The following is a 17,728-nucleotide window of genomic DNA, read 5'->3' on the forward strand; positions in this document are numbered from 1 at the left end:
TTGAAGAATTTAGATAAACGGATTCAAAAAGCGCAGACGAAATCGTTTATCGGTGTGCAAAGTGGCAGTCAGGCACCGGCAGGATATCCGTCTGTCGTGGTATTTGCGGAAGAAGCGAAAGCGAACCTTCAGTCAGTCCGCGATTTAATGGAGCGCCGGAACCGGATTAAGTCTTCTATCACGGCATCGAATGCCGTGACGATCGTCCGGATGGAGGGGCGTGAGATGACCGTCGCAGAGGCGATTGACCGTCGGGATACCGGCCTTGTCTATGAACGTCAACTGTTGCAGACGTTACGCGAACAACTCCGACAAGTCGAACAGACGATTGAGACGGAACGGCAAGACGTCGTACGGCGGGCGGACAGCCATATCGAAGCGACATACGGGTCGCGGGAAAAAGGGAATGCGGACGAGATGGAAAAGTCACGCCGTCTGTTCCTCGAGCGGCTGGAGCCGAATCTGATTGATCCGTCGAACCTGCGTCAGGTCATTGCTGAACTCGATGAGACGATTGATACGTTTGAAACGGAAGTGGATTTTACGTTATCGGAAAGCAACACAGTGACCAAAATTTTCGCCTGAGGAACATCCCCTGTTTGCCTGATACTCCTGTGACCAAACACGCTTGTTTTGTGCGATAACAAAACAACGGTGCGCTGGCACCTCACATCGGTTCTATCCGGAACCTGACGTGAAAGTTCAACGTTGACAGCTCAACCGACAACGAACAAAGGTGAACGCTCAGAGCATTAAAGTAGAACCTTCAACGAATAAAGAAGGATCAAATCCACGAGAACATGGTAATAGAGAGGACTTGTTTGTTGCCTCTAGGAGTACCGCGTGGCTGGGCCGACAGGGGACATACATAATAGTCGACGGGAGAGGATGGGGAAGATGTTGAATTGGTATTTAACGGTTCTTGATATACCGAATCTTGCGCTGGCAGCACTCATTATCGGTATTGTTTTGACTGTAAGGTACGGACGTCTCTTTGTTCGTCGAGACATCCCGATATCCGGTAAACGACTGGCAGCCGTCCTGTACGGTGGCTGTCTGTTCGGTTTGGGCGGGATTGTCCTGTTGTATGCGTGAAGAGACAACCTTTTTTGAACGGAGATCTCCGTTTTAAAAAAGGTTTTTTTGTTTCCATCACGAAGGAGATAATGTCAGTGGAATTGAAAAAAGGAGGAACTGAACATGGATGGATTATTAAAACGTCGAATCGGAGCGGGAGTTGTCGACTTAGTTGTACAAGGGATGGTTTCCGGTGTGCTCGAGAAAACGGTATTGAAGCGTATCAAGAACAAAGCAGTGCATTCACTCATTACGGAGCCGGTCGTTAATTTTTTGATTGAGACGGTCCAACTGTCAACAGGTAGCGGACAAACCGTCGGGCAACGTCTGTTTCAAATTCAGGTCGTCAGCGAGAACGGCCAGCCGCTCGCCATCAAACAGATTGCGAAACGGATTGTGTACCGGGAGACGATTGCTCCGATTAAAGGCTGGAAAAATCGGGAAGTATATCTGCGAGACGGATCGATCCTGCCGGAGGATGAATTTGCCGGGACCAGGGTCATCCGGAAAATCAACTAGGTTCGCGGGTGGACTCGTAAAAACAAATCAAACGGAGGAGGATGACAGATGCACAGTCTGCTGTCCTCCTCTTGCTGTGAAATCAATACGTCGTGCTGAACGAATAAGTCGTCTCGTGAAAGGAGGGAATTGGACCGTTAATGAGAGATGACAGAAGGAAATCGGTTGAATCAAAACAAATACCGGAAAAAAAAGTATCGGTATGATGCGCTGCTGTAGACAACACAAAGCCGGGCTGGGAAGTTTCCATTGTCATCCAGCGGCCGCTTACGGCTTCATGAACAGAGATGACCGGTTGTTGATGAAATAAATAATAGGTATCGGCAGGAGACCTTGAAAACATCTTGTCTAAAAAGAAACGGTTCAGACGACGCCCTAACCGAAAATCAAAGGGTGTTCCTTTCGTCTGTTGCAAGCAGGGATTAATCGACAACGCCGGTACGGGGTGGATGAAACAAGAACTGGCAAACTTTAAATCATGTTGTGTAATACTAGCTTTTAAATTACCGCTTAGGTTAAAGAAAATAGGAAGCGACAAAGAGAGGCGAAGAGGCTGGTTGGTCGTCGCTGCATAACGGAGAATCAATTGATTGTTGTTAGTCAGCACATAAAGAATGTCGATTGCGATCACCTGTCCATTGACAGCTATTTCCGCCGACAGACGAAGTCCGGATTCTTGTGTTGTCGAAAACGGTTCAGCTGTGAATGAAAGCTGATGTAATGCCAGATCGATTTCGTGAACGGAACCGGATGACGTATCATACAACCGGCCGGATAAACCGCGAGGAATCGCAGGAACCGTTACCAAAGAACAGTCAAACATAATATTTTCGGGATGACCATTTCGGTCAGGTACGATCAAACGTTCAATGCTTCCTCCTTTGCTTGCAATCTCGACTTCCATTCCACAATCATTGTTCAAACGATATCGTGCCGACCTGTCTTTTTGTGAATTCATCCGGACCTGCAATTTCTTTCCTCCTCTTTTCATGTGAAATTTAACCCTTTTTAACGGTATAATACATATACAATAATCAAATCAGTAAAATTATTCCCTTTTACTTTACCACGCATAAAATATTTTAATCTATTTATTTACTAAAACTTTTTACTTAAAATAATTTAAAAAAGAGGCGGATGCATGATGGCGACGATTAAAGATATTGCAAAAGAAGTGGGTTGTTCGATTTCGACGGTATCCCGCGTATTGAATAATGATCCGACGTTATCAGTGGGAGACGAGACGAGAGCCAGGATTTTTGAAGTGGCGGAAGAAATCGGATACCGGAAAAAAACACTAAAAACACTCGTGAAGAACATCGCGTTTTTATATTGGCTGACCGATAACGAAGAGCTCGAAGATGTCTATTTTCAAACGATGCGGGTGGAAATCGAAAAAAAAGCACGGGAAAACAACATCGAATTGACGACCTACAAACTCGAAGGCGGGATTGAAAAAATCCCGTTGGATATCGACGGATTCATTGCCGTCGGTTCATTCATGAACCGTGAGCTGGAATATTTGAGAGAATTGACACCGCATGGCGTATTCATCGACTCTACACCGGATCCCGCACATTACGATTCGGTTCGTCCGGATCTTGCGCAAATCACCCGTCAGGCAGTTGAAGTACTGGTGGAGCAAGGTCATGAAAAGATCGGGTTTATCGGCGGCACGTACCATAACATCGATACGGACGCGGAAGAGATGGATGGACGGGAGCGGGCATTTCGTCAAACGATGGAAGAACGTGACTTGTTGCGGGAAGACTTCATCTTTTGCCGGCAGGGATTTTCGGTCGACAATGGACATTACTTAATGAATCAGGCGGTCGAACAACTCGGGGAAGAGTTGCCGACAGCGTTTTATGTAGCGGCGGATCCGATTGCAGTCGGTTGTTTACAAGTCTTGAACGAGCAACAGATCGAGATTCCGAAACGGGTCAGTCTGATCAGTGTCAATGATACAAGTATTTCGAAATATGTGTCGCCGCCTCTGACGACATTCCATATTGACCTCGAGGAGATTTGTCAAAATGCGATTCAACTTTTACTGGAACGTGTGTTGAAGAAACGAAATATCGTCAAAACGGTCTATATCGGTGCGGAATTGATTACGCGTAAAAGCACTTTGTAAATAAATTTAGTAAAATTTTTTACTAAATTTATTTACAAAGTTTTCTTGTGGTGCTATATTTTGATTATTAAAGCGCTTACAAAAAGTGTTTTAATCTTTTCATAATATGATCCACAGGAGGAAAAAGTAGATGAAAAAAACCATTACATATATGACGGTCCTGAGTAGTCTGGCATTGACAGCCTCGCTCGCTGCGTGTGGTCCAGGGGAAGAAGCGCAGGGAAGCAAGGAACAATCATCAAACAAAGAAGCGAAGCTGATCGTCTGGGAAGACATTGAAAAAGGTGAAGGGATCAAAGACATCGTTTTAAAATTCGAACAAGATAACGGCGTTGATGTAAAAGTCGTTGAAAAACCGTATGCCAAGCAAATCGAGGATTTGCGATTAGATGGTCCGGCAGGGACGGGTCCCGATTTATTGACGATGCCGGGGGATCAGATTGGGACTGCCGTAACAGAAGGAATCATCAAGGAGATGGATGTTCCGAAAGAGGTCCAGTCGATTTATACCGATGTTGCGCTCGATTCGCAAAAAGTGGACGGGAAACTCTATGGTGTCCCGAAAGCAGTGGAAACAACCGTTTTATACTACAACAAAAAACTGGTGTCAGAAGAGAAATTACCGAAAACATTGGAAGAGTGGTATGCCTTATCGAAAAAAACGGCAACGGGACAATCATTTGGATTTCTCGCTTTATTTGATCAAATTTATTATGCCCAAAGTGTCCTGAGCGGATATGGCGGCTACATTTTTAAGCAGGATGACCAAGGGAAGTATCAGACGAACCGAGTCGGGCTTGGGAATACCGGAGCAATCGAAGGTGCGACGTATATTCAAAAGTTTTACAAGGAAAAATTATTCCCGGCAGGCATCATCGGTGAGCAGGGCATCAATGTCCTCGAGTCCCTGTTTACGGAAGGGAAAGCGGCCGCCATCATCTCCGGTCCCTGGAATGTCGAGCCGTTTACGAAAGCCGGCATTGATTTCGGTATCACAAAACTGCCGGAACTTGAAAACGGGAAAAATATGAGTTCTTTCATCGGCGTCAAAAGTTATAATGTCAGTGCCTATTCCAAACGATCGGAGCTTGCGAGCAAACTGGCGCTTTATTTGACGAATGCGGAAAACTCTAAAAAACGTTTTGTAATCACAAAAGAAGTTCCGGCCGTCAGTGCGTTGGCAGAAGATCCTGCGGTCACAAAAAGTCCAGCCGCACAAGCGGTAGCCGAACAATCTAAATTTTCCGAGTTAACACCGAACGTCCCCGAAATGAATGAAGTCTGGAAGCCGGTTGATGCCGCACTTCAAACGATTGCCACCGGAAAAGCGGGACCGGAAGCAGCGATGAAGCAAGCCGTCAAGACGATTGACGGTCAGATTAAGGCGAAACACGGAACGAAATAACCGTGTTTAATATGACAATGCCTGACAGTCGGAGATTCTAGTAAAGAGGTGAAGGACGTGCAACACCGGAAAATTGGATTGATGTTATCAATCATTCCAGGACTTGGCCAATTGTATCACCGGCAATGGATGAAAGGCGGACTCTTGCTCGCAGTCAGCATTGCCTTTTGGATAGCGTTCGCCGATCTGCTCAACATGGGGCTATGGGGAATCGTAACACTCGGAACAGAAGTGCCACGCGACAACTCGATTTTTTTGTTGGCACAAGGCATCATCGCGATCATCGTCCTGTTATTTGGGATCGGTCTGTATGTATTTAATTTACGGGACGCCTACCGTAATGGAGAAAAGCGGGATCAAGGCGTCCGACCGGATTCTTTGTGGTCGGATTATCGGAATTTAATGGATCAGGGTTATCCCTATTTAGTCAGCGGACCTTCGTTGTTTCTATTGATCTTTGCCGTAATCTTTCCCATTTTGTTCAGTTTCGCCTTGGCGTTCACGAATTATGATTTGTACCATTCCCCGCCTGCCAAACTGGCGGATTGGGTCGGATTTTCTACCTTTGCTCAAATCTTCACAGTTGATATTTGGCGGTCGACGTTCTTTGATGTGTTGTCTTGGACAATTGTCTGGACCTTGGTCGCCTCGACCTTACAAGTGTCGCTCGGTATTTTTTTAGCAGTACTCGTCAATCAAAAAGAGGTCCAGTTCAAACGTGTCATTCGGACGATTTTCGTCTTGCCGTGGGCGGTTCCTGGTTTTGTGACGATTCTTGTCTTTGCCGGACTCTTTAATGACAGCTTCGGTGCCATCAATCTGGACATCTTGTCTCTGTTCGGTCTTGATCCGGTCCCGTGGTTAACGGATGAGAAGTGGACACGTGTTGCCCTCGTTTTTATGCAGGGATGGCTCGGATTCCCGTACGTCTTTTTAGTGACGACAGGTGTCCTGCAATCAATTCCGGATGATTTATACGAAGCAGCAACGATTGACGGGGCGTCGATGTTTGCGAAGTTTCGACATATTACGATGCCGATGGTACTGATTGCAATGTCGCCGATCATCATTACCCAGTTCACGTTTAATTTCAATAACTTTAATATCATCTATCTCTTTAACGGGGGCGGACCGTCCGTACCCGGTTCCAATGCCGGCGGAACGGATATTCTCGTCTCCTGGATATATAAATTGACGATGCAGTCCGGTCAATATGCGTTAGCGGCCGCCTTGACAATCTTACTGTCGATTTTTGTCATCGCGATTGCGTTATGGCAGTTTAGACGTACGAACGCCTTTAAGGAAGGAGCGTGATCGGGATGGCGACTGGAAACAAGACACGGACGGTTCGTCTGACGCTGACCTATTTGATTCTGCTGTTCGTTGCGACCTGCATCATCTATCCCCTCCTGTGGACGATTGGTGCGAGCTTTAATCCGGGCAACAGTTTAGTCAGCACATCGATCATTCCGAAAAATCCAACACTTGATCATTACCGGGAATTATTTGCCGGAAAAGAAAGTCTGCAATACGGTCATTGGTATATGAATTCTTTGAAAATCAGTCTCTTTACGATGCTCGGGACGGTTGTCAGTGTTTCTTTTACAGCCTATGCTTTTTCAAGGTTTCGCTTCAAAGGACGCCAGCAAGCCTTGACGTTGTTCTTGCTGTTACAGATGATTCCGCAGTTTTCAGCATTGATTGCCCTGTTCGTGCTGGCCCAGCTACTTGGCATGATGAATAGTCATTGGCTGCTGATTCTGTTATATATCGGCGGGCAAATTCCGATGAATACCTACTTGATGAAAGGATATATGGATTCAATTCCGGTCGATCTCGATGAAAGTGCCAAACTCGACGGCGCCGGTCATACCCGGATTTTCATCCAAATTATTTTACCGCTCTGTCGTCCGATGCTTGCCGTGGTCGCGATGAATGGATTTACGGGACCACTCGGGGATTTTGTGCTGGCTTCGACAATTTTACGGACGCAGGAAGCGTATACGTTGCCGATTGGACTGTTTAATCTTGTCAACGAAGCGATGGGAGCGAGCTATACGACGTTTGCTGCCGGAGCGATTTTGATCAGCATCCCGGTCGCGGTTCTGTTTGTCCTGCTGCAAAAACATTTTGTGTCCGGACTGACGGCCGGGGGAACAAAAGGGTAAGAGAGAAAGAACAGCTAAATTGGTGAGTGAGGGAGAGTTTAATAATGGGACGAAAAATCTATACATCAAAGGCCAGGCATCTGTTGCATGGCGGGGACTATAATCCGGATCAGTGGCTCGATGTCCCGGACGTCTTGCAGGACGATTTACGGTTGATGCGTCTCGCGCACACGAATACGTACTCGGTTGGTATCTTTGCCTGGAGTGCGCTCGAACCGACCGAAAATCAGTTCACATTCGACTGGCTCGACCGGATCATTGACGATATTCATGCGAACGGGGGCCGGGTCATCCTCGCGACACCAAGCGGGGCGCGTCCGGCCTGGTTATCGCAAACGTATCCGGAAGTCCTGCGTGTCGATGAGCGGCGTGTCAAACAGCTCCACGGCGGGCGTCATAATCACTGTCTGACGTCACCGGTGTATCGAAAGAAAACGCAGCAAATAAACCGTTTGTTGGCCGAACGGTACGGAAATCATCCGGCGCTTTTGATGTGGCATGTTTCAAATGAATACGGGGGCGACTGCCATTGTCCGCTCTGCCAGGAAGCCTTTCGGGACTGGCTGAAAGTGAAGTATGAGACGCTCGAAGCGTTGAATGCCTCGTGGTGGAGTGCCTTTTGGAGTCATACATTTGACGACTGGTCGCAAATCGAATCGCCGTCGCCGATCGGTGAAAGTATGGTCCATGGCTTGAATCTGGACTGGAAACGCTTTGTGACGGATCAAACGATTTCCTTTTTTGAACAGGAAAGCGTCCCCTTGCGCGAATTGACGCCGGCACTTCCGATTACGACCAACTTCATGGCGGATACAGAGGACTTGATTCCGTTTCAGGCCCTCGACTACAGTCGATTTGCCAAACACGTCGATGTCGTCAGTTGGGATGCCTATCCGACCTGGCACAATGACTGGGAAACAACAGCCAACTTAGCGCTGAAGGTCGGATTCATCAATGACTTGTTCCGAAGTTTAAAACAGCAACCGTTTCTCTTGATGGAATCGACGCCGAGTGCCGTCAACTGGCATCCCGTCAATAAAGCGAAACGTCCAGGCATGCACCTGTTGTCCTCGCTGCAAATGATTGCCCACGGTTCCGACAGTGTCCTTTATTTCCAGTGGCGCAAATCCCGCGGATCATCAGAAAAGTTCCACGGGGCGGTCGTCGATCATGACCGGTCGGAGCAGAACCGGGTCTTTCAAGAAGTCGCCCAAGTCGGACGGACCCTCGAGCAACTGGATGCCGTCGTCGGAACGACGCGTCCGGCAGAGGTCGGGATTCTTTACGACTGGGAAAACAACTGGGCCTTAAATGATGCCCAAGGGTTCGCAAACGACACGAAACAGTATCCGCAAACCCTTCAGGAACACTACCGCTTTTTTTACGAGCAGGATATTCCCGTCGATGTCATCACGAAGGAACAGCCGTTTGATGCTTACAAACTGTTGATCGTGCCGATGCTGTATTTAGTCAGTGCGACGACCCTGGAGCGGTTGCAGCGTTTTGTCGAACAGGGTGGAACGTTAGTCACGACGTACATGACGGGTCTCGTCGATGAGCATGATTTGGCGTATACCGGATGGCCGGAAGAACTGCAGACAATCTTTGGGCTGACACCGGCGGAGACGGACACGTTGTATCCGAGCGACCGCAATCACGTGATGTTCAACGGGAAACAGTATGAACTGCAGGAGTATGCGACGGTCATTCAGGTCGACGAAGCGGAGGTCGTCGGCCGCTATACGGACGACTTTTATCGACAGACGCCGGCTGTGACGAAACATCGGCTGGGACAAGGAGAGGCCTGGTATATCGGCGGGCGACTCGAGGCTGCCTTCCAGCGTGACCTGTATACATTACTGACGGACCGTTTACGGATCGAGGCACCGCTCGCGACATCGCACCGTGCGGAAGTATCCGTTCAAGTACGTCGCGGTCAGGAGAAAGATTACGGATTCATCCTGAACTTTTCCGAAGTCGAGCAACCCATCGAACTGTTGGAACCGTTGCTGGAATCTGCGACACAAACGGAGATCAGCAGTCAGTTGATACTTGCCCCCTATGAAGTCAAGATCGTTGAACGGAAGAATCGCGATCAAATATGAATGTAATCAAAAACGGCTTTTCAGACAGAAATAACTTCTGTCCGAAAAGTCGTTTTTTGGTATGGCCGTTAAAAGGCGGTGTCCTCTTGCGGACAACTCATCCATTCGAGCAGTGTTTTAGCCGGACGCGACAAGACCGCTTGCTTTTTCCAAATCAAGTAGGTGTTGGCGGTGAGCGACGGCGTCAGCGGGACGAAGATGAGTTCACTTCCGCTTGTATTGACGATGCGGTCGAGACACAAAGCATGACCGACTCCTTCCTTGACGAGGAGCGAAGCGTTGAACAGCAGGTTGTATGTTCCGACGATATGGACCGTGTCCCAGTCCAAACCGGTCCGTTCCGCGAACGTCCGATTTCCTTGGAGTTGTTCCGAAACGATTAACGGGAGGTCCCGTAAATCGTCTGCCGTTACCGTCGCCTGTTGCCCGAGCGGATGATCGCGCCGTGTCAAAATCCCCCATTGATCAGGCTGATTCAGTTTCAGGTAATGATAGGCCTTGACGTCAAACGGTTCAATGACCAGTCCGAAATCCAGAATTCCTTTATCGAGCTTATCCAGAATATCCTGACCGTTCCCGCTGTGAATCCGAATCGTGACGTCCGGATGCTGTGATTGCATTTGTTTGAATGACCGGATGACCGGCAACAGACTTTCCGTTTCACCGCCGCCGATATAAAGTTCGCCACGCAACGTTTCCTCGGTCACAAGATTGATGACGATTTTATCGGCCAGCGTCACAAGTTCGCGCGCCCGTTCCGCCAAATAGTACCCGCTTTCCGTCAGGACGATGCCTCCCGGAGTCCGGTCGAACAACGGACCGGCCAATTCGTCTTCTAACCGTTGGAGTTGACGGGACAGTGCGGGCTGGGAAATCCGGAGAATCCGGGCCGCCCGGGTGATGTTTTTTTCCTCGACGACTGCCAAAAAATAACGTAATTGTTGAATTTCCATGACGTCCTCCTATGCGTTTTAGTTATGGATAATGATTTCATATTAGCATTAGACATGGAGGATGGATACTCGTAACCTTGTAGACAAGCAACAACTAAGAGGAGGAATACAAATGAACACACCACTGAATAAAGTCATCGTCATCATGGGCGCGTCAAGCGGAATCGGCGAAGCGACGGCACGTCTGCTCGCGTCACGCGGAGCCAAATTAATGCTCGCCGCCCGTCGAATCGAGCGGTTACAAGTCATTCAGGAAGCCTATCCTGAAGCGTATATTCAAATCAAACAGGCCGACGTCACCCGATTCGATCAGGTTGAAGCCGTCGTCGAGGAAGCAAAAGCCGTCTACGGACGGATTGATGTTCTCTTCAACAATGCCGGCATCATGCCGACCGCTCCGCTTGCGGCCGGACACCGGGAGGACTGGAAAAACATGCTCGACATCAACGTGATGGGCGTCTTGAACGGAATTACCGCGACACTGCCAATCATGGAACAGCAACAGTCCGGTCATATCATTGCGACAGATTCGGTTGCGGGACATGTCGTCTATCCGGAATCCGCCGTCTATTGCGGGACGAAGTTTGCCGTCCGGGCAATTATGGAAGGATTACGTCAGGAGCAATGCGAAAATAATGTCAAATCGACAATCATTTCACCGGGAGCCGTGCAGACGGAATTGTATACGACGATCAGAGATCAAGCAACAGGCGAGTCACTGCGTCAAGCGCAACAAGAGTGGGGATTGACGAGCGAAGATGTCGCCCAAGCCGTCCTGTATGCCATCGATACACCGGACCGTGTCTCAATCAGCAACTTAATCATCCGTCCGACGCAACAACAAGTGTGATGCGGATGGAGCATTCATCGATCTACCATCAAATCGAAAATCGGCTGGTCGAGTCACACGATGCCGTATTCGAGCAAATTCATGCCGTACAGCGGGACGGGGAACGACTGCTCCACCGGTTGAATCAGCACCTGTTGTCTCCGGCCGAGTTTCGCGAGACGCTGGGCGAGCTGATCGGTCAGCCGGTGGATGAGAGTGTTGTCGTCTTACCCCCGTTTTATACAGACTTTGGACGGCATATCTCACTTGGGAAAGACATCTTCATCAACCGCGGAGTCATGTTGACGGATCTCGGTTCGATTCAAATTGATGATCATGTGCTGATCGGTCCGTTTGCCAAGTTGTTGACCGTCAATCATCCGGTCAGTCCGTCGAAACGGCGGGGGCTGTCGGTGAAACCGATTCACCTGAAACGAAATGCCTGGATCGGAGCAGGGGCAACGATTCTGCCGGGCGTGACCGTCGGTAAACATGCGATTGTCGCAGCAAATGCGACCGTGACAACAGATGTACCGGACTTGGCGATTGTCGCCGGCACTCCGGCGCGAATCATCCGTTATATCGATGAATCGGAGGACTGACATGAAGCGTCGAGTCGGGACTGTCATCGTTCTCCTCTCGCTCGGACTTTCAGGTTGCGGTCCGTCAGTTTCGGTTTCAACCGAAGTCAAACAAGAAATCAAGGAGAGCGATACGATGAACATCAACGTCAACGGTCAGGTTGCTTCCGTACAACTGGAAGATAACGCGACGGTAAAAGCTATACTTGCGGAAATGCCGTTTACAATTCAGATGGATGATTTACACCAGAATGAGAAATACTATTATTTCGATAAGTCGTTTCCAGCGAATCCCCAACCGATTCAGACGATTGAAGCCGGAGACGTGCTACTGTATCAAAATAACTGCCTGGTGATTTTTTATCAAGCGGCTGAACCGATTGTTCCGTATACACGGATTGGAAAAATCAGTCGTTTTCAGGAAATCCAGGCGTCGTTCGGAAACCAGTCTGTTTCCGTGCAATGGTATGAAGGAGAGGGAGGACAACTATGACAAAATCGAAGACACCTGTAGAACATCCTTTTCAACGGGGAGAAAAAAATGAAGCCTTTGAAGCGTATTTCACGGGACAAAGTTACCTCCATCCGTTAGTCAATGATTCATCGCTCGAAATTTCAGTCGGTCAGGTGACATTCGAACCGGGCTGTCGCAACCATTGGCATATCCATCGGGGCGGATATCAAATCCTACTCGTGACAGATGGGGAAGGGTGGTATCAGGAGATGGGCAAACCGGCCCGTCTGTTGCGAAGCGGAGATACGGTCGTCACATATGACGGCGTCAAGCACTGGCATGGCGCGACGTCAGACAGCTGGTTTTCGCACCTGACTATCACGGCAGGGACTCCGGACTGGCTGGAGCCGGTTTCGGAACGGGAATATGACTTGCTGAAGAAATAAATGAAAAACGAGATCTACCTTCAGTCCGTCATCTGGACCAAAGCGTAGATCTCGTTGTCGTTTGGAGGGAAAAAAATTAAAACGAACTTCCGAGTGTCCAAAAGGAATCTCCCAGTTGCTGCATCAGTTCGTTGGCCCGACTTTCAATGCTTTCCGGTAACGTCGCTTGACTAAAGTAGGCCAGGTCAAGACTTTCTCCGTCAAGCATCGCAAGTGTCCCCGTGACGTTTTTCGCATGATAGAGATGAATGACGCCATGCACTTCATCGCCGTTCGGATACTGGTAGTAAAAGCGGGGACCGGAAAAGACGCCGATCAGTTCCAGTTCGCTTGTCTGTAATCCAGTCTCTTCCTGCAGTTCACGGATGGCGACTTCTTCGAGCGTTTCGCCGAGTTCCATCGATCCGCCAGGCAGTCCCCAGTCAAGCGTATCGGACCGGTGTTGGAACAAAACTTCCTGCTGGTCATTTGTCACAAGGATGGTAGCACCGACACTGATGATTGGACGACTGCCGATGAGTTGCCGTAATTCTGAGATGTATCCCATTTAAATCAATCCTTTCTTTTTCATCGTTTTGACAATATGGATGTTTACCGTGCGAATCCGCCTTCGGCATGGATGACCTGTCCGGTGATCCAGGCGGCGTCTGCACTGACGAGAAACGCAATCGTGCGTGCAACGTCCTCCGGTGTCCCGATCCGTCCGAGCGGAAACTGCGGTATCAGGTGCGTCCGGATGTCGTCCGTCATCCAGGTCGAATCGGTCGGTCCAGGATTAAGCGCATTGACGGTAATGCCGAGCGGTGCGACGGCTGTCGCAAAGGAAGTCGTGAAAGACGAGACAGCCCCTTTCGTTGCAGCATAGGCCAGTTCTTCGGGCATCGCGCCAAGATCCTGGCCGGACGTCAAATTGACGATTCGGCCGTCCTGCAAACCGGCTTCTGCGAAAGCCCGGGCAAACAAGGTCGATAATAAAAGCGTACTCCGTACATTGACGGCGTAATGGGCATCGAGTGCCGTCGCGTCAAGCGTCGCGAGATCCGTTTGTGTCGAATGTGCCGCATTGTTGATCAGGACGGACGGGGTGCCGAGAGTCGAGCACGTATGCGCAAGCACACGTTCTGCCGCATCCGGCGCCGACAAGTCGATTTCGAGCGCCTCGCTTCGGACACCGTTTACCGCCAGTTCTGCTTGAAACGTGTTGATCCATTTACGATCCGCTTTCCAGTATGTAAAACAAATCGTCATCCCTTCTGCCGCAAGCTTCCGGCAAATGGCTGTGCCGATATCGCGGGGGTGGCTTGCCCCGGTGATAAGGGCAATTCGGGGAGTATGCGACATAACAACGCCTCCAGTTCCATTAAGTATGTGCTTGTTCATCTTACCGCTCCCGAAGGAACAACGTCCAGAAAAAAGAGGGATTTTTTTACAAAAATCAATAGGAACAGTCGATACGGAAATGATAGGATGGAAAAAAGAAGGAGGGAGCCGTTGTGGAACGTAAATATGCCGCTCGATCTTCATGGAAGCGGATCGTAAAACGCGATTACCGGGAGCTTTACCTCGAGACCGACGGCTTCACTGGTCATGTGACACGTCTTGAGATGATCCGGGTGACAGATCCGTTGTTTGTCCACTATTCAGAACAAGCACTCCAGATTGCGGATGACGACTATGTCTGGCTTCAATAGTTTCCGGCAGGGCAGAAGCACGTCATCACGACAATGTTTAATGCACACGGACAAATCGTACAGGTGTACGTCGATATTTGTCTTCGGCATGGACGGGATACGACCGGGATTTTTTGGGACGATTTAATGCTCGATCTCGTATTATTGCCATCCGGAGAATATTTTGTGCTGGATGCGGAGGAGTTGGAAACGGCTTTGACGGCCGGCGAGATTACCCGGGAGGATTACGACCGGGCGTGGAAGGAAATCAACCGGCTGCAACAACAAATCCGGTCAGCGGAGTTTGGTCCCGGTCCACTTGCCTGTGCCCATGACGACCTGTTCAGGCAGACAAACAAGTCCCGTTGACAAAATCAACGGGACTTGCGAGACGGTTAAACCATCTTGTTGCGGTTATTGTAGACGACAAATACGACGATACTGATGACAGCTAAGGCAACTACGATGAGAACCATGAGGATTCATCTCCTTTTTCCCGCCGAAAAAAATAGCAACTGCTGTTACTGGTCTTTACCCGTCATTCAAAAAAACGAATAGAGGGTATCAAAAAAGAAGTTATCAAACGATGACGAAATGAGGAGTCACCATCAAGGAGGAAATGATCGTGAAACAGGCATACATTTTTGATATGGACGGCACGTTATTTCAAACAGACCGGATTCTCGGTCATGCGCTGGAGGATGTCTTTGTTTTCCTGCGTGAACAGGGTCGGTGGACGAAAGAGACGCCGCTCGCCGAATATCAGGCGATCATGGGCGTACCGTTGCCGGAAGTCTGGCGGACATTGTTGCCGGCACATACGGAGGCGGACCGGGCACAGGCCGATCAAATCTTTCAAAACGCATTGATCCGCCATATTAAACAGGGGCATGGTGCCTTGTATCCGGGGACGGAAGAAGTACTGGCTGCGTTACAGGAAAACGGACATGCTCTGTATATCGCGAGCAACGGCTGGAAAGTGTATTTAACGGCCATCGTCCGGCAGTATGGACTGGACCGCTGGCTCGATGGCGTTTATAGCATCGAAGACGTCGCGTCGTCACAAAAAAGTGATCTCGTCGCCTACATCTTGTCTGGGCACCAGTTAACGGAAGCGGTTGTCGTCGGAGACCGGATGTCTGATTTTCAGGCGGCTAAAGTCAATGGGTTACCAGCAATCGGCTGCCGGTTCGATTTTTCAAACGAAGCCGAGCTGGAACAGGCCGATGCCGTCATTGAAGACTTACAGGGACTGATGCAACTGGATTTAAAGGCCATAACACCGTGACAGAACAGACGAAAACCGGCTCCTCTCCTACAGCGGAAGAGACAGCCGGTTTTGGTTTACCCGATCAGTGTTTTTGGAACAGGGCCGTCCACAGTCCGGACAGCCCGAAGACGGAATCGGTCGGAGCGGCCTCCTGCATCAAGCGGATGTCACGCACAGCAAACGTGTCGAAAATCGACCGCAGTTTCTCTTCCGTAAAGCCGAGACCGCCGTTTAGACTCCGTTGCCGGTAGACATCCCAGTCGGTCATGTCGGATCCGCCGTACTGTCCGCCTTCGACGAAGCAGGTCAAAGCAAAGCAGCCGCCTGGCCGCAGGGCATCCGAGACGATCCGGATGTAGTCGGGCCGCCGGTGCGGAGCGATATGATGAAAACAGCCGGAATCATAGACAAAATCGTAGGCGCCGTGTTCGAACGGCAGTTCAAAGAGATTTCCTTGACGGAACGAAACATCGAGTTGCCGGGCCCGTGCCCGTTCATTGGCCCAGTCGACCGAGGTTTTCGCGAGATCGACCGCGTCGACCTGACTACCGTGTTCCGCGAGATACAAGGCATTTCGTCTGGGACCGCTTCCTAGTTCGAGCACCCGGTTCACCGGAATCTCCAGTTGATCGACATAGCGGACCAGGTTCTCATCCGGTTTGTCGACGAAAAAAGGGATCCGTTTCGTCCGGTCGGCATAAAATCCGTCCCAAAAAGCGGTCGGTTCCCGTAGTAAAGCGTCAAGCATCTGTAACAGATCGTCGTGCGTCCGAATTGTTTCGTTCATCATCAGTCCTCGTTTCTTCCCGGCAGGTTTCGCAGGCGGACTGCCGTTGTGAGTGTTTCTTTCAAGTGTTCCGTCCGTTTTTCGGTAAAGGTCGTCCAAAACGTCTCACCAATCGTTGCCAGTTCGTCCGGTGAATAGACACCGGGTTCAAACCTTCCCCAGCAACCGTCCGTCGTCAGTTGATCCCAAAAGACATAATCAGCAACCGGATAATGGGACAGCGGAACGTTTCCGCCCATCGGTTGCAGGTCAACGAGCTCCGGACAAAGCCACATCGCGGTCGCGACGGACAACAGACCGCCGTGCCGTTCGTTTAATCCGTCGAGTCCCGCAGCATGCAACGCTTCCTCGAAGGCTCGGTAGCGGTGTGTCGTGATGACGACGAGTTCCGGATACTTAAAATTGATCTGTTTGACGAATGCCGATTCCCAGTATGCCCCTCCGTGCCCGTTGCAAAGGATGAATCGAGTGAACCCTTGCCGGTACAGATTGACGATGATTTCTTCGAGCATCATTGAGATCACCGTCGGACTGACGGTGACGGTCCCGATTTGATTGGCATGTTCTTCGGAGGTGTTAAACGGCAGTGTCGGTAAGACATAGGCGTTTAACCGTTCACCGAAAACAGCGGCCTGGTGCTCGGCAATCAATGTATCAAGATGCATCGGCAGATACGGTCCGAACTGTTCGGTTGCAGAATCGCGGTGACAGTCTGACTGTCTTGAATAACCTTCGTACTGTTTTTATAACTAAGCATGAATTCATTTCCCTTCATTCAAAAACTTGGCGTAACTCGATTTGTCCTTCACCGTGACCTTGCGGATCCGGCATACGTCTTGCCCAGGCCACTGCTTACGCGACCTCAATCAAAATGAATCCTGCCAAATGGTCCATCGGCGGCTCAAACGGTCCGGATGTGACGTCCGGCTCCTCGTCGGGGCGGCGAAACGAAAACCGGAGGGCTTCCCGTGTCGGATGAAGTCCTTTCGCCATGACCCGGACACCGGCTTCGACCAGTTCACGGTTAAAGGCGGCCATCGCTTCCTGGAGTGATGGATCCGGAAAAAGACCGGCTTCTGAACGTTCTGATGCTTTAACGAGCAATAGGAATAACATGGATCGACCTCCTTGCAAAATGTGAACGGTGGGGATGAAAAACTTCTATTGTATTTATTTCGACCAATCGGTTACACCTCCTACATTTTAACTAAAAAATGGATGTTAAAATTCTTTTGGTGGAAGAAGAAAGGAAAAAACGTTGCCGCGTCAGATTCCTTCGATTAGCGTAAAGTCAGAAGACTGAAAATCAGGTCTCACCAGGAAAGGA

21 protein-coding genes and 1 pseudogene are annotated in these 17,728 nt (G+C 49.7%); 15 read left to right on the plus strand and 7 right to left on the minus strand.

Annotated elements, in window-relative coordinates:
* From KNP93_RS08175 to KNP93_RS08185, 3 genes are all read left to right on the plus strand, one after another.
* Entirely contained in the window at positions 1-585 is a 585-nt protein-coding gene (locus KNP93_RS08175) for a hypothetical protein (protein WP_251138723.1), read from the plus strand.
* A 312-nt stretch (positions 586-897) separates the two neighbouring features.
* A complete protein-coding gene (locus KNP93_RS08180; protein WP_131503682.1) occupies positions 898-1,095 on the plus strand; it encodes a hypothetical protein in 198 nt (65 codons plus the stop codon).
* A gap of 105 nt (positions 1,096-1,200) precedes the next feature.
* Positions 1,201-1,596, plus strand: coding sequence for an RDD family protein (locus tag KNP93_RS08185; RefSeq protein ID WP_131503683.1), 396 nt, complete (start codon positions 1,201-1,203; stop codon positions 1,594-1,596).
* Positions 1,597-1,678: 82 nt separating this feature from the next.
* Here KNP93_RS08185 and KNP93_RS08190 read toward each other — a convergent pair whose 3' ends face one another.
* Positions 1,679-2,566 carry an aldose epimerase family protein gene (locus tag KNP93_RS08190; protein ID WP_214854392.1) on the minus strand — a complete coding sequence of 296 codons (888 nt, stop codon included), beginning with the start codon at positions 2,564-2,566 and terminating at the stop codon, positions 1,679-1,681.
* Positions 2,567-2,740: 174 nt separating this feature from the next.
* Between KNP93_RS08190 and KNP93_RS08195 the strand changes: the two genes are divergently transcribed.
* The 5 genes from KNP93_RS08195 (at position 2,741) to KNP93_RS08215 (ending at position 9,411) form a co-directional block, all read left to right on the plus strand.
* Entirely contained in the window at positions 2,741-3,733 is a 993-nt protein-coding gene (locus tag KNP93_RS08195; protein WP_214855125.1) for a LacI family DNA-binding transcriptional regulator, read from the plus strand.
* 130 nt (positions 3,734-3,863) lie between these two features.
* Positions 3,864-5,138 carry an arabinogalactan oligomer ABC transporter substrate-binding protein GanS gene (gene ganS, locus KNP93_RS08200; RefSeq protein WP_214854395.1) on the plus strand — a complete coding sequence of 425 codons (1,275 nt, stop codon included), beginning with the start codon at positions 3,864-3,866 and terminating at the stop codon, positions 5,136-5,138.
* Between the two features lie 57 nt (positions 5,139-5,195).
* Complete coding sequence (ganP, locus tag KNP93_RS08205) at positions 5,196-6,452, plus strand: carbohydrate ABC transporter permease (RefSeq protein WP_214854398.1); 1,257 nt, start codon at positions 5,196-5,198, stop codon at positions 6,450-6,452.
* 5 nt (positions 6,453-6,457) lie between these two features.
* Entirely contained in the window at positions 6,458-7,306 is an 849-nt protein-coding gene (gene ganQ / locus KNP93_RS08210) for a galactooligosaccharide ABC transporter permease GanQ (RefSeq protein ID WP_114595678.1), read from the plus strand.
* 44 nt (positions 7,307-7,350) lie between these two features.
* Positions 7,351-9,411: a beta-galactosidase gene (locus KNP93_RS08215; RefSeq protein WP_214854401.1), complete on the plus strand. Its 2,061-nt coding sequence runs from the start codon at positions 7,351-7,353 to the stop codon at positions 9,409-9,411.
* Between the two features lie 68 nt (positions 9,412-9,479).
* Here the strand turns inward: KNP93_RS08215 and KNP93_RS08220 are convergent, their stop codons facing one another.
* Positions 9,480-10,364 carry a LysR family transcriptional regulator gene (locus KNP93_RS08220; protein ID WP_214854404.1) on the minus strand — a complete coding sequence of 295 codons (885 nt, stop codon included), beginning with the start codon at positions 10,362-10,364 and terminating at the stop codon, positions 9,480-9,482.
* A 112-nt stretch (positions 10,365-10,476) separates the two neighbouring features.
* Between KNP93_RS08220 and KNP93_RS08225 the strand changes: the two genes are divergently transcribed.
* From KNP93_RS08225 to KNP93_RS08240, 4 genes are read left to right on the plus strand one after another with little or no spacing between them, the layout of a single operon-like run.
* Entirely contained in the window at positions 10,477-11,214 is a 738-nt protein-coding gene (locus tag KNP93_RS08225; protein ID WP_131972609.1) for an SDR family oxidoreductase, read from the plus strand.
* Positions 11,211-11,795, plus strand: a complete 585-nt coding sequence (locus KNP93_RS08230; protein ID WP_370528929.1) for an LbetaH domain-containing protein — start codon at positions 11,211-11,213, stop codon at positions 11,793-11,795. Before KNP93_RS08225 ends, KNP93_RS08230 begins: the two co-directional genes overlap by 4 nt.
* Before the next feature lies 1 nt (position 11,796).
* Complete coding sequence (locus KNP93_RS08235) at positions 11,797-12,267, plus strand: cyclophilin-like fold protein (RefSeq protein ID WP_214854407.1); 471 nt, start codon at positions 11,797-11,799, stop codon at positions 12,265-12,267.
* Complete coding sequence (locus KNP93_RS08240; RefSeq protein ID WP_214854409.1) at positions 12,264-12,674, plus strand: cupin domain-containing protein; 411 nt, start codon at positions 12,264-12,266, stop codon at positions 12,672-12,674. Before KNP93_RS08235 ends, KNP93_RS08240 begins: the two co-directional genes overlap by 4 nt.
* Before the next feature lie 76 nt (positions 12,675-12,750).
* Here KNP93_RS08240 and KNP93_RS08245 read toward each other — a convergent pair whose 3' ends face one another.
* Positions 12,751-13,221: an NUDIX hydrolase gene (locus KNP93_RS08245; RefSeq protein WP_131503693.1), complete on the minus strand. Its 471-nt coding sequence runs from the start codon at positions 13,219-13,221 to the stop codon at positions 12,751-12,753.
* A 44-nt stretch (positions 13,222-13,265) separates the two neighbouring features.
* On the minus strand, positions 13,266-14,015 hold the full coding sequence (locus KNP93_RS08250; protein WP_131503694.1) for an SDR family oxidoreductase: 750 nt from the start codon (positions 14,013-14,015) through the stop codon (positions 13,266-13,268).
* 152 nt (positions 14,016-14,167) lie between these two features.
* On the opposite strand from KNP93_RS08250, the gene KNP93_RS15640 reads away from it, so the two are divergent.
* The 3 genes and pseudogenes from KNP93_RS15640 (at position 14,168) to KNP93_RS08260 (ending at position 15,632) form a co-directional block, all read left to right on the plus strand.
* Complete coding sequence (locus KNP93_RS15640; RefSeq protein WP_251138724.1) at positions 14,168-14,365, plus strand: hypothetical protein; 198 nt, start codon at positions 14,168-14,170, stop codon at positions 14,363-14,365.
* 12 nt (positions 14,366-14,377) lie between these two features.
* Positions 14,378-14,713 (plus strand): annotated as a pseudogene (locus tag KNP93_RS15645) (DUF402 domain-containing protein); the annotation flags it as partial.
* 256 nt (positions 14,714-14,969) lie between these two features.
* Complete coding sequence (locus KNP93_RS08260; protein ID WP_131503696.1) at positions 14,970-15,632, plus strand: HAD hydrolase-like protein; 663 nt, start codon at positions 14,970-14,972, stop codon at positions 15,630-15,632.
* 64 nt (positions 15,633-15,696) lie between these two features.
* Here KNP93_RS08260 and KNP93_RS08265 read toward each other — a convergent pair whose 3' ends face one another.
* From KNP93_RS08265 to KNP93_RS08275, 3 genes are all read right to left on the minus strand, one after another.
* Positions 15,697-16,401 carry a class I SAM-dependent methyltransferase gene (locus KNP93_RS08265; protein WP_214854412.1) on the minus strand — a complete coding sequence of 235 codons (705 nt, stop codon included), beginning with the start codon at positions 16,399-16,401 and terminating at the stop codon, positions 15,697-15,699.
* Between the two features lie 2 nt (positions 16,402-16,403).
* Complete coding sequence (locus KNP93_RS08270) at positions 16,404-17,066, minus strand: creatininase family protein (RefSeq protein WP_251138726.1); 663 nt, start codon at positions 17,064-17,066, stop codon at positions 16,404-16,406.
* Between the two features lie 187 nt (positions 17,067-17,253).
* The gene (locus KNP93_RS08275; RefSeq protein WP_251138727.1) at positions 17,254-17,517 is read right to left on the minus strand and encodes a YciI family protein; all 264 of its coding nucleotides are present in this window, start codon (positions 17,515-17,517) and stop codon (positions 17,254-17,256) included.
* Positions 17,518-17,728: the final 211 nt, after the last annotated feature.

Source organism: Exiguobacterium sp. s166 (assembly GCF_018618855.1).
In the GTDB taxonomy this organism is placed as follows: Bacteria; Bacillota; Bacilli; order Exiguobacteriales; family Exiguobacteriaceae; genus Exiguobacterium_A.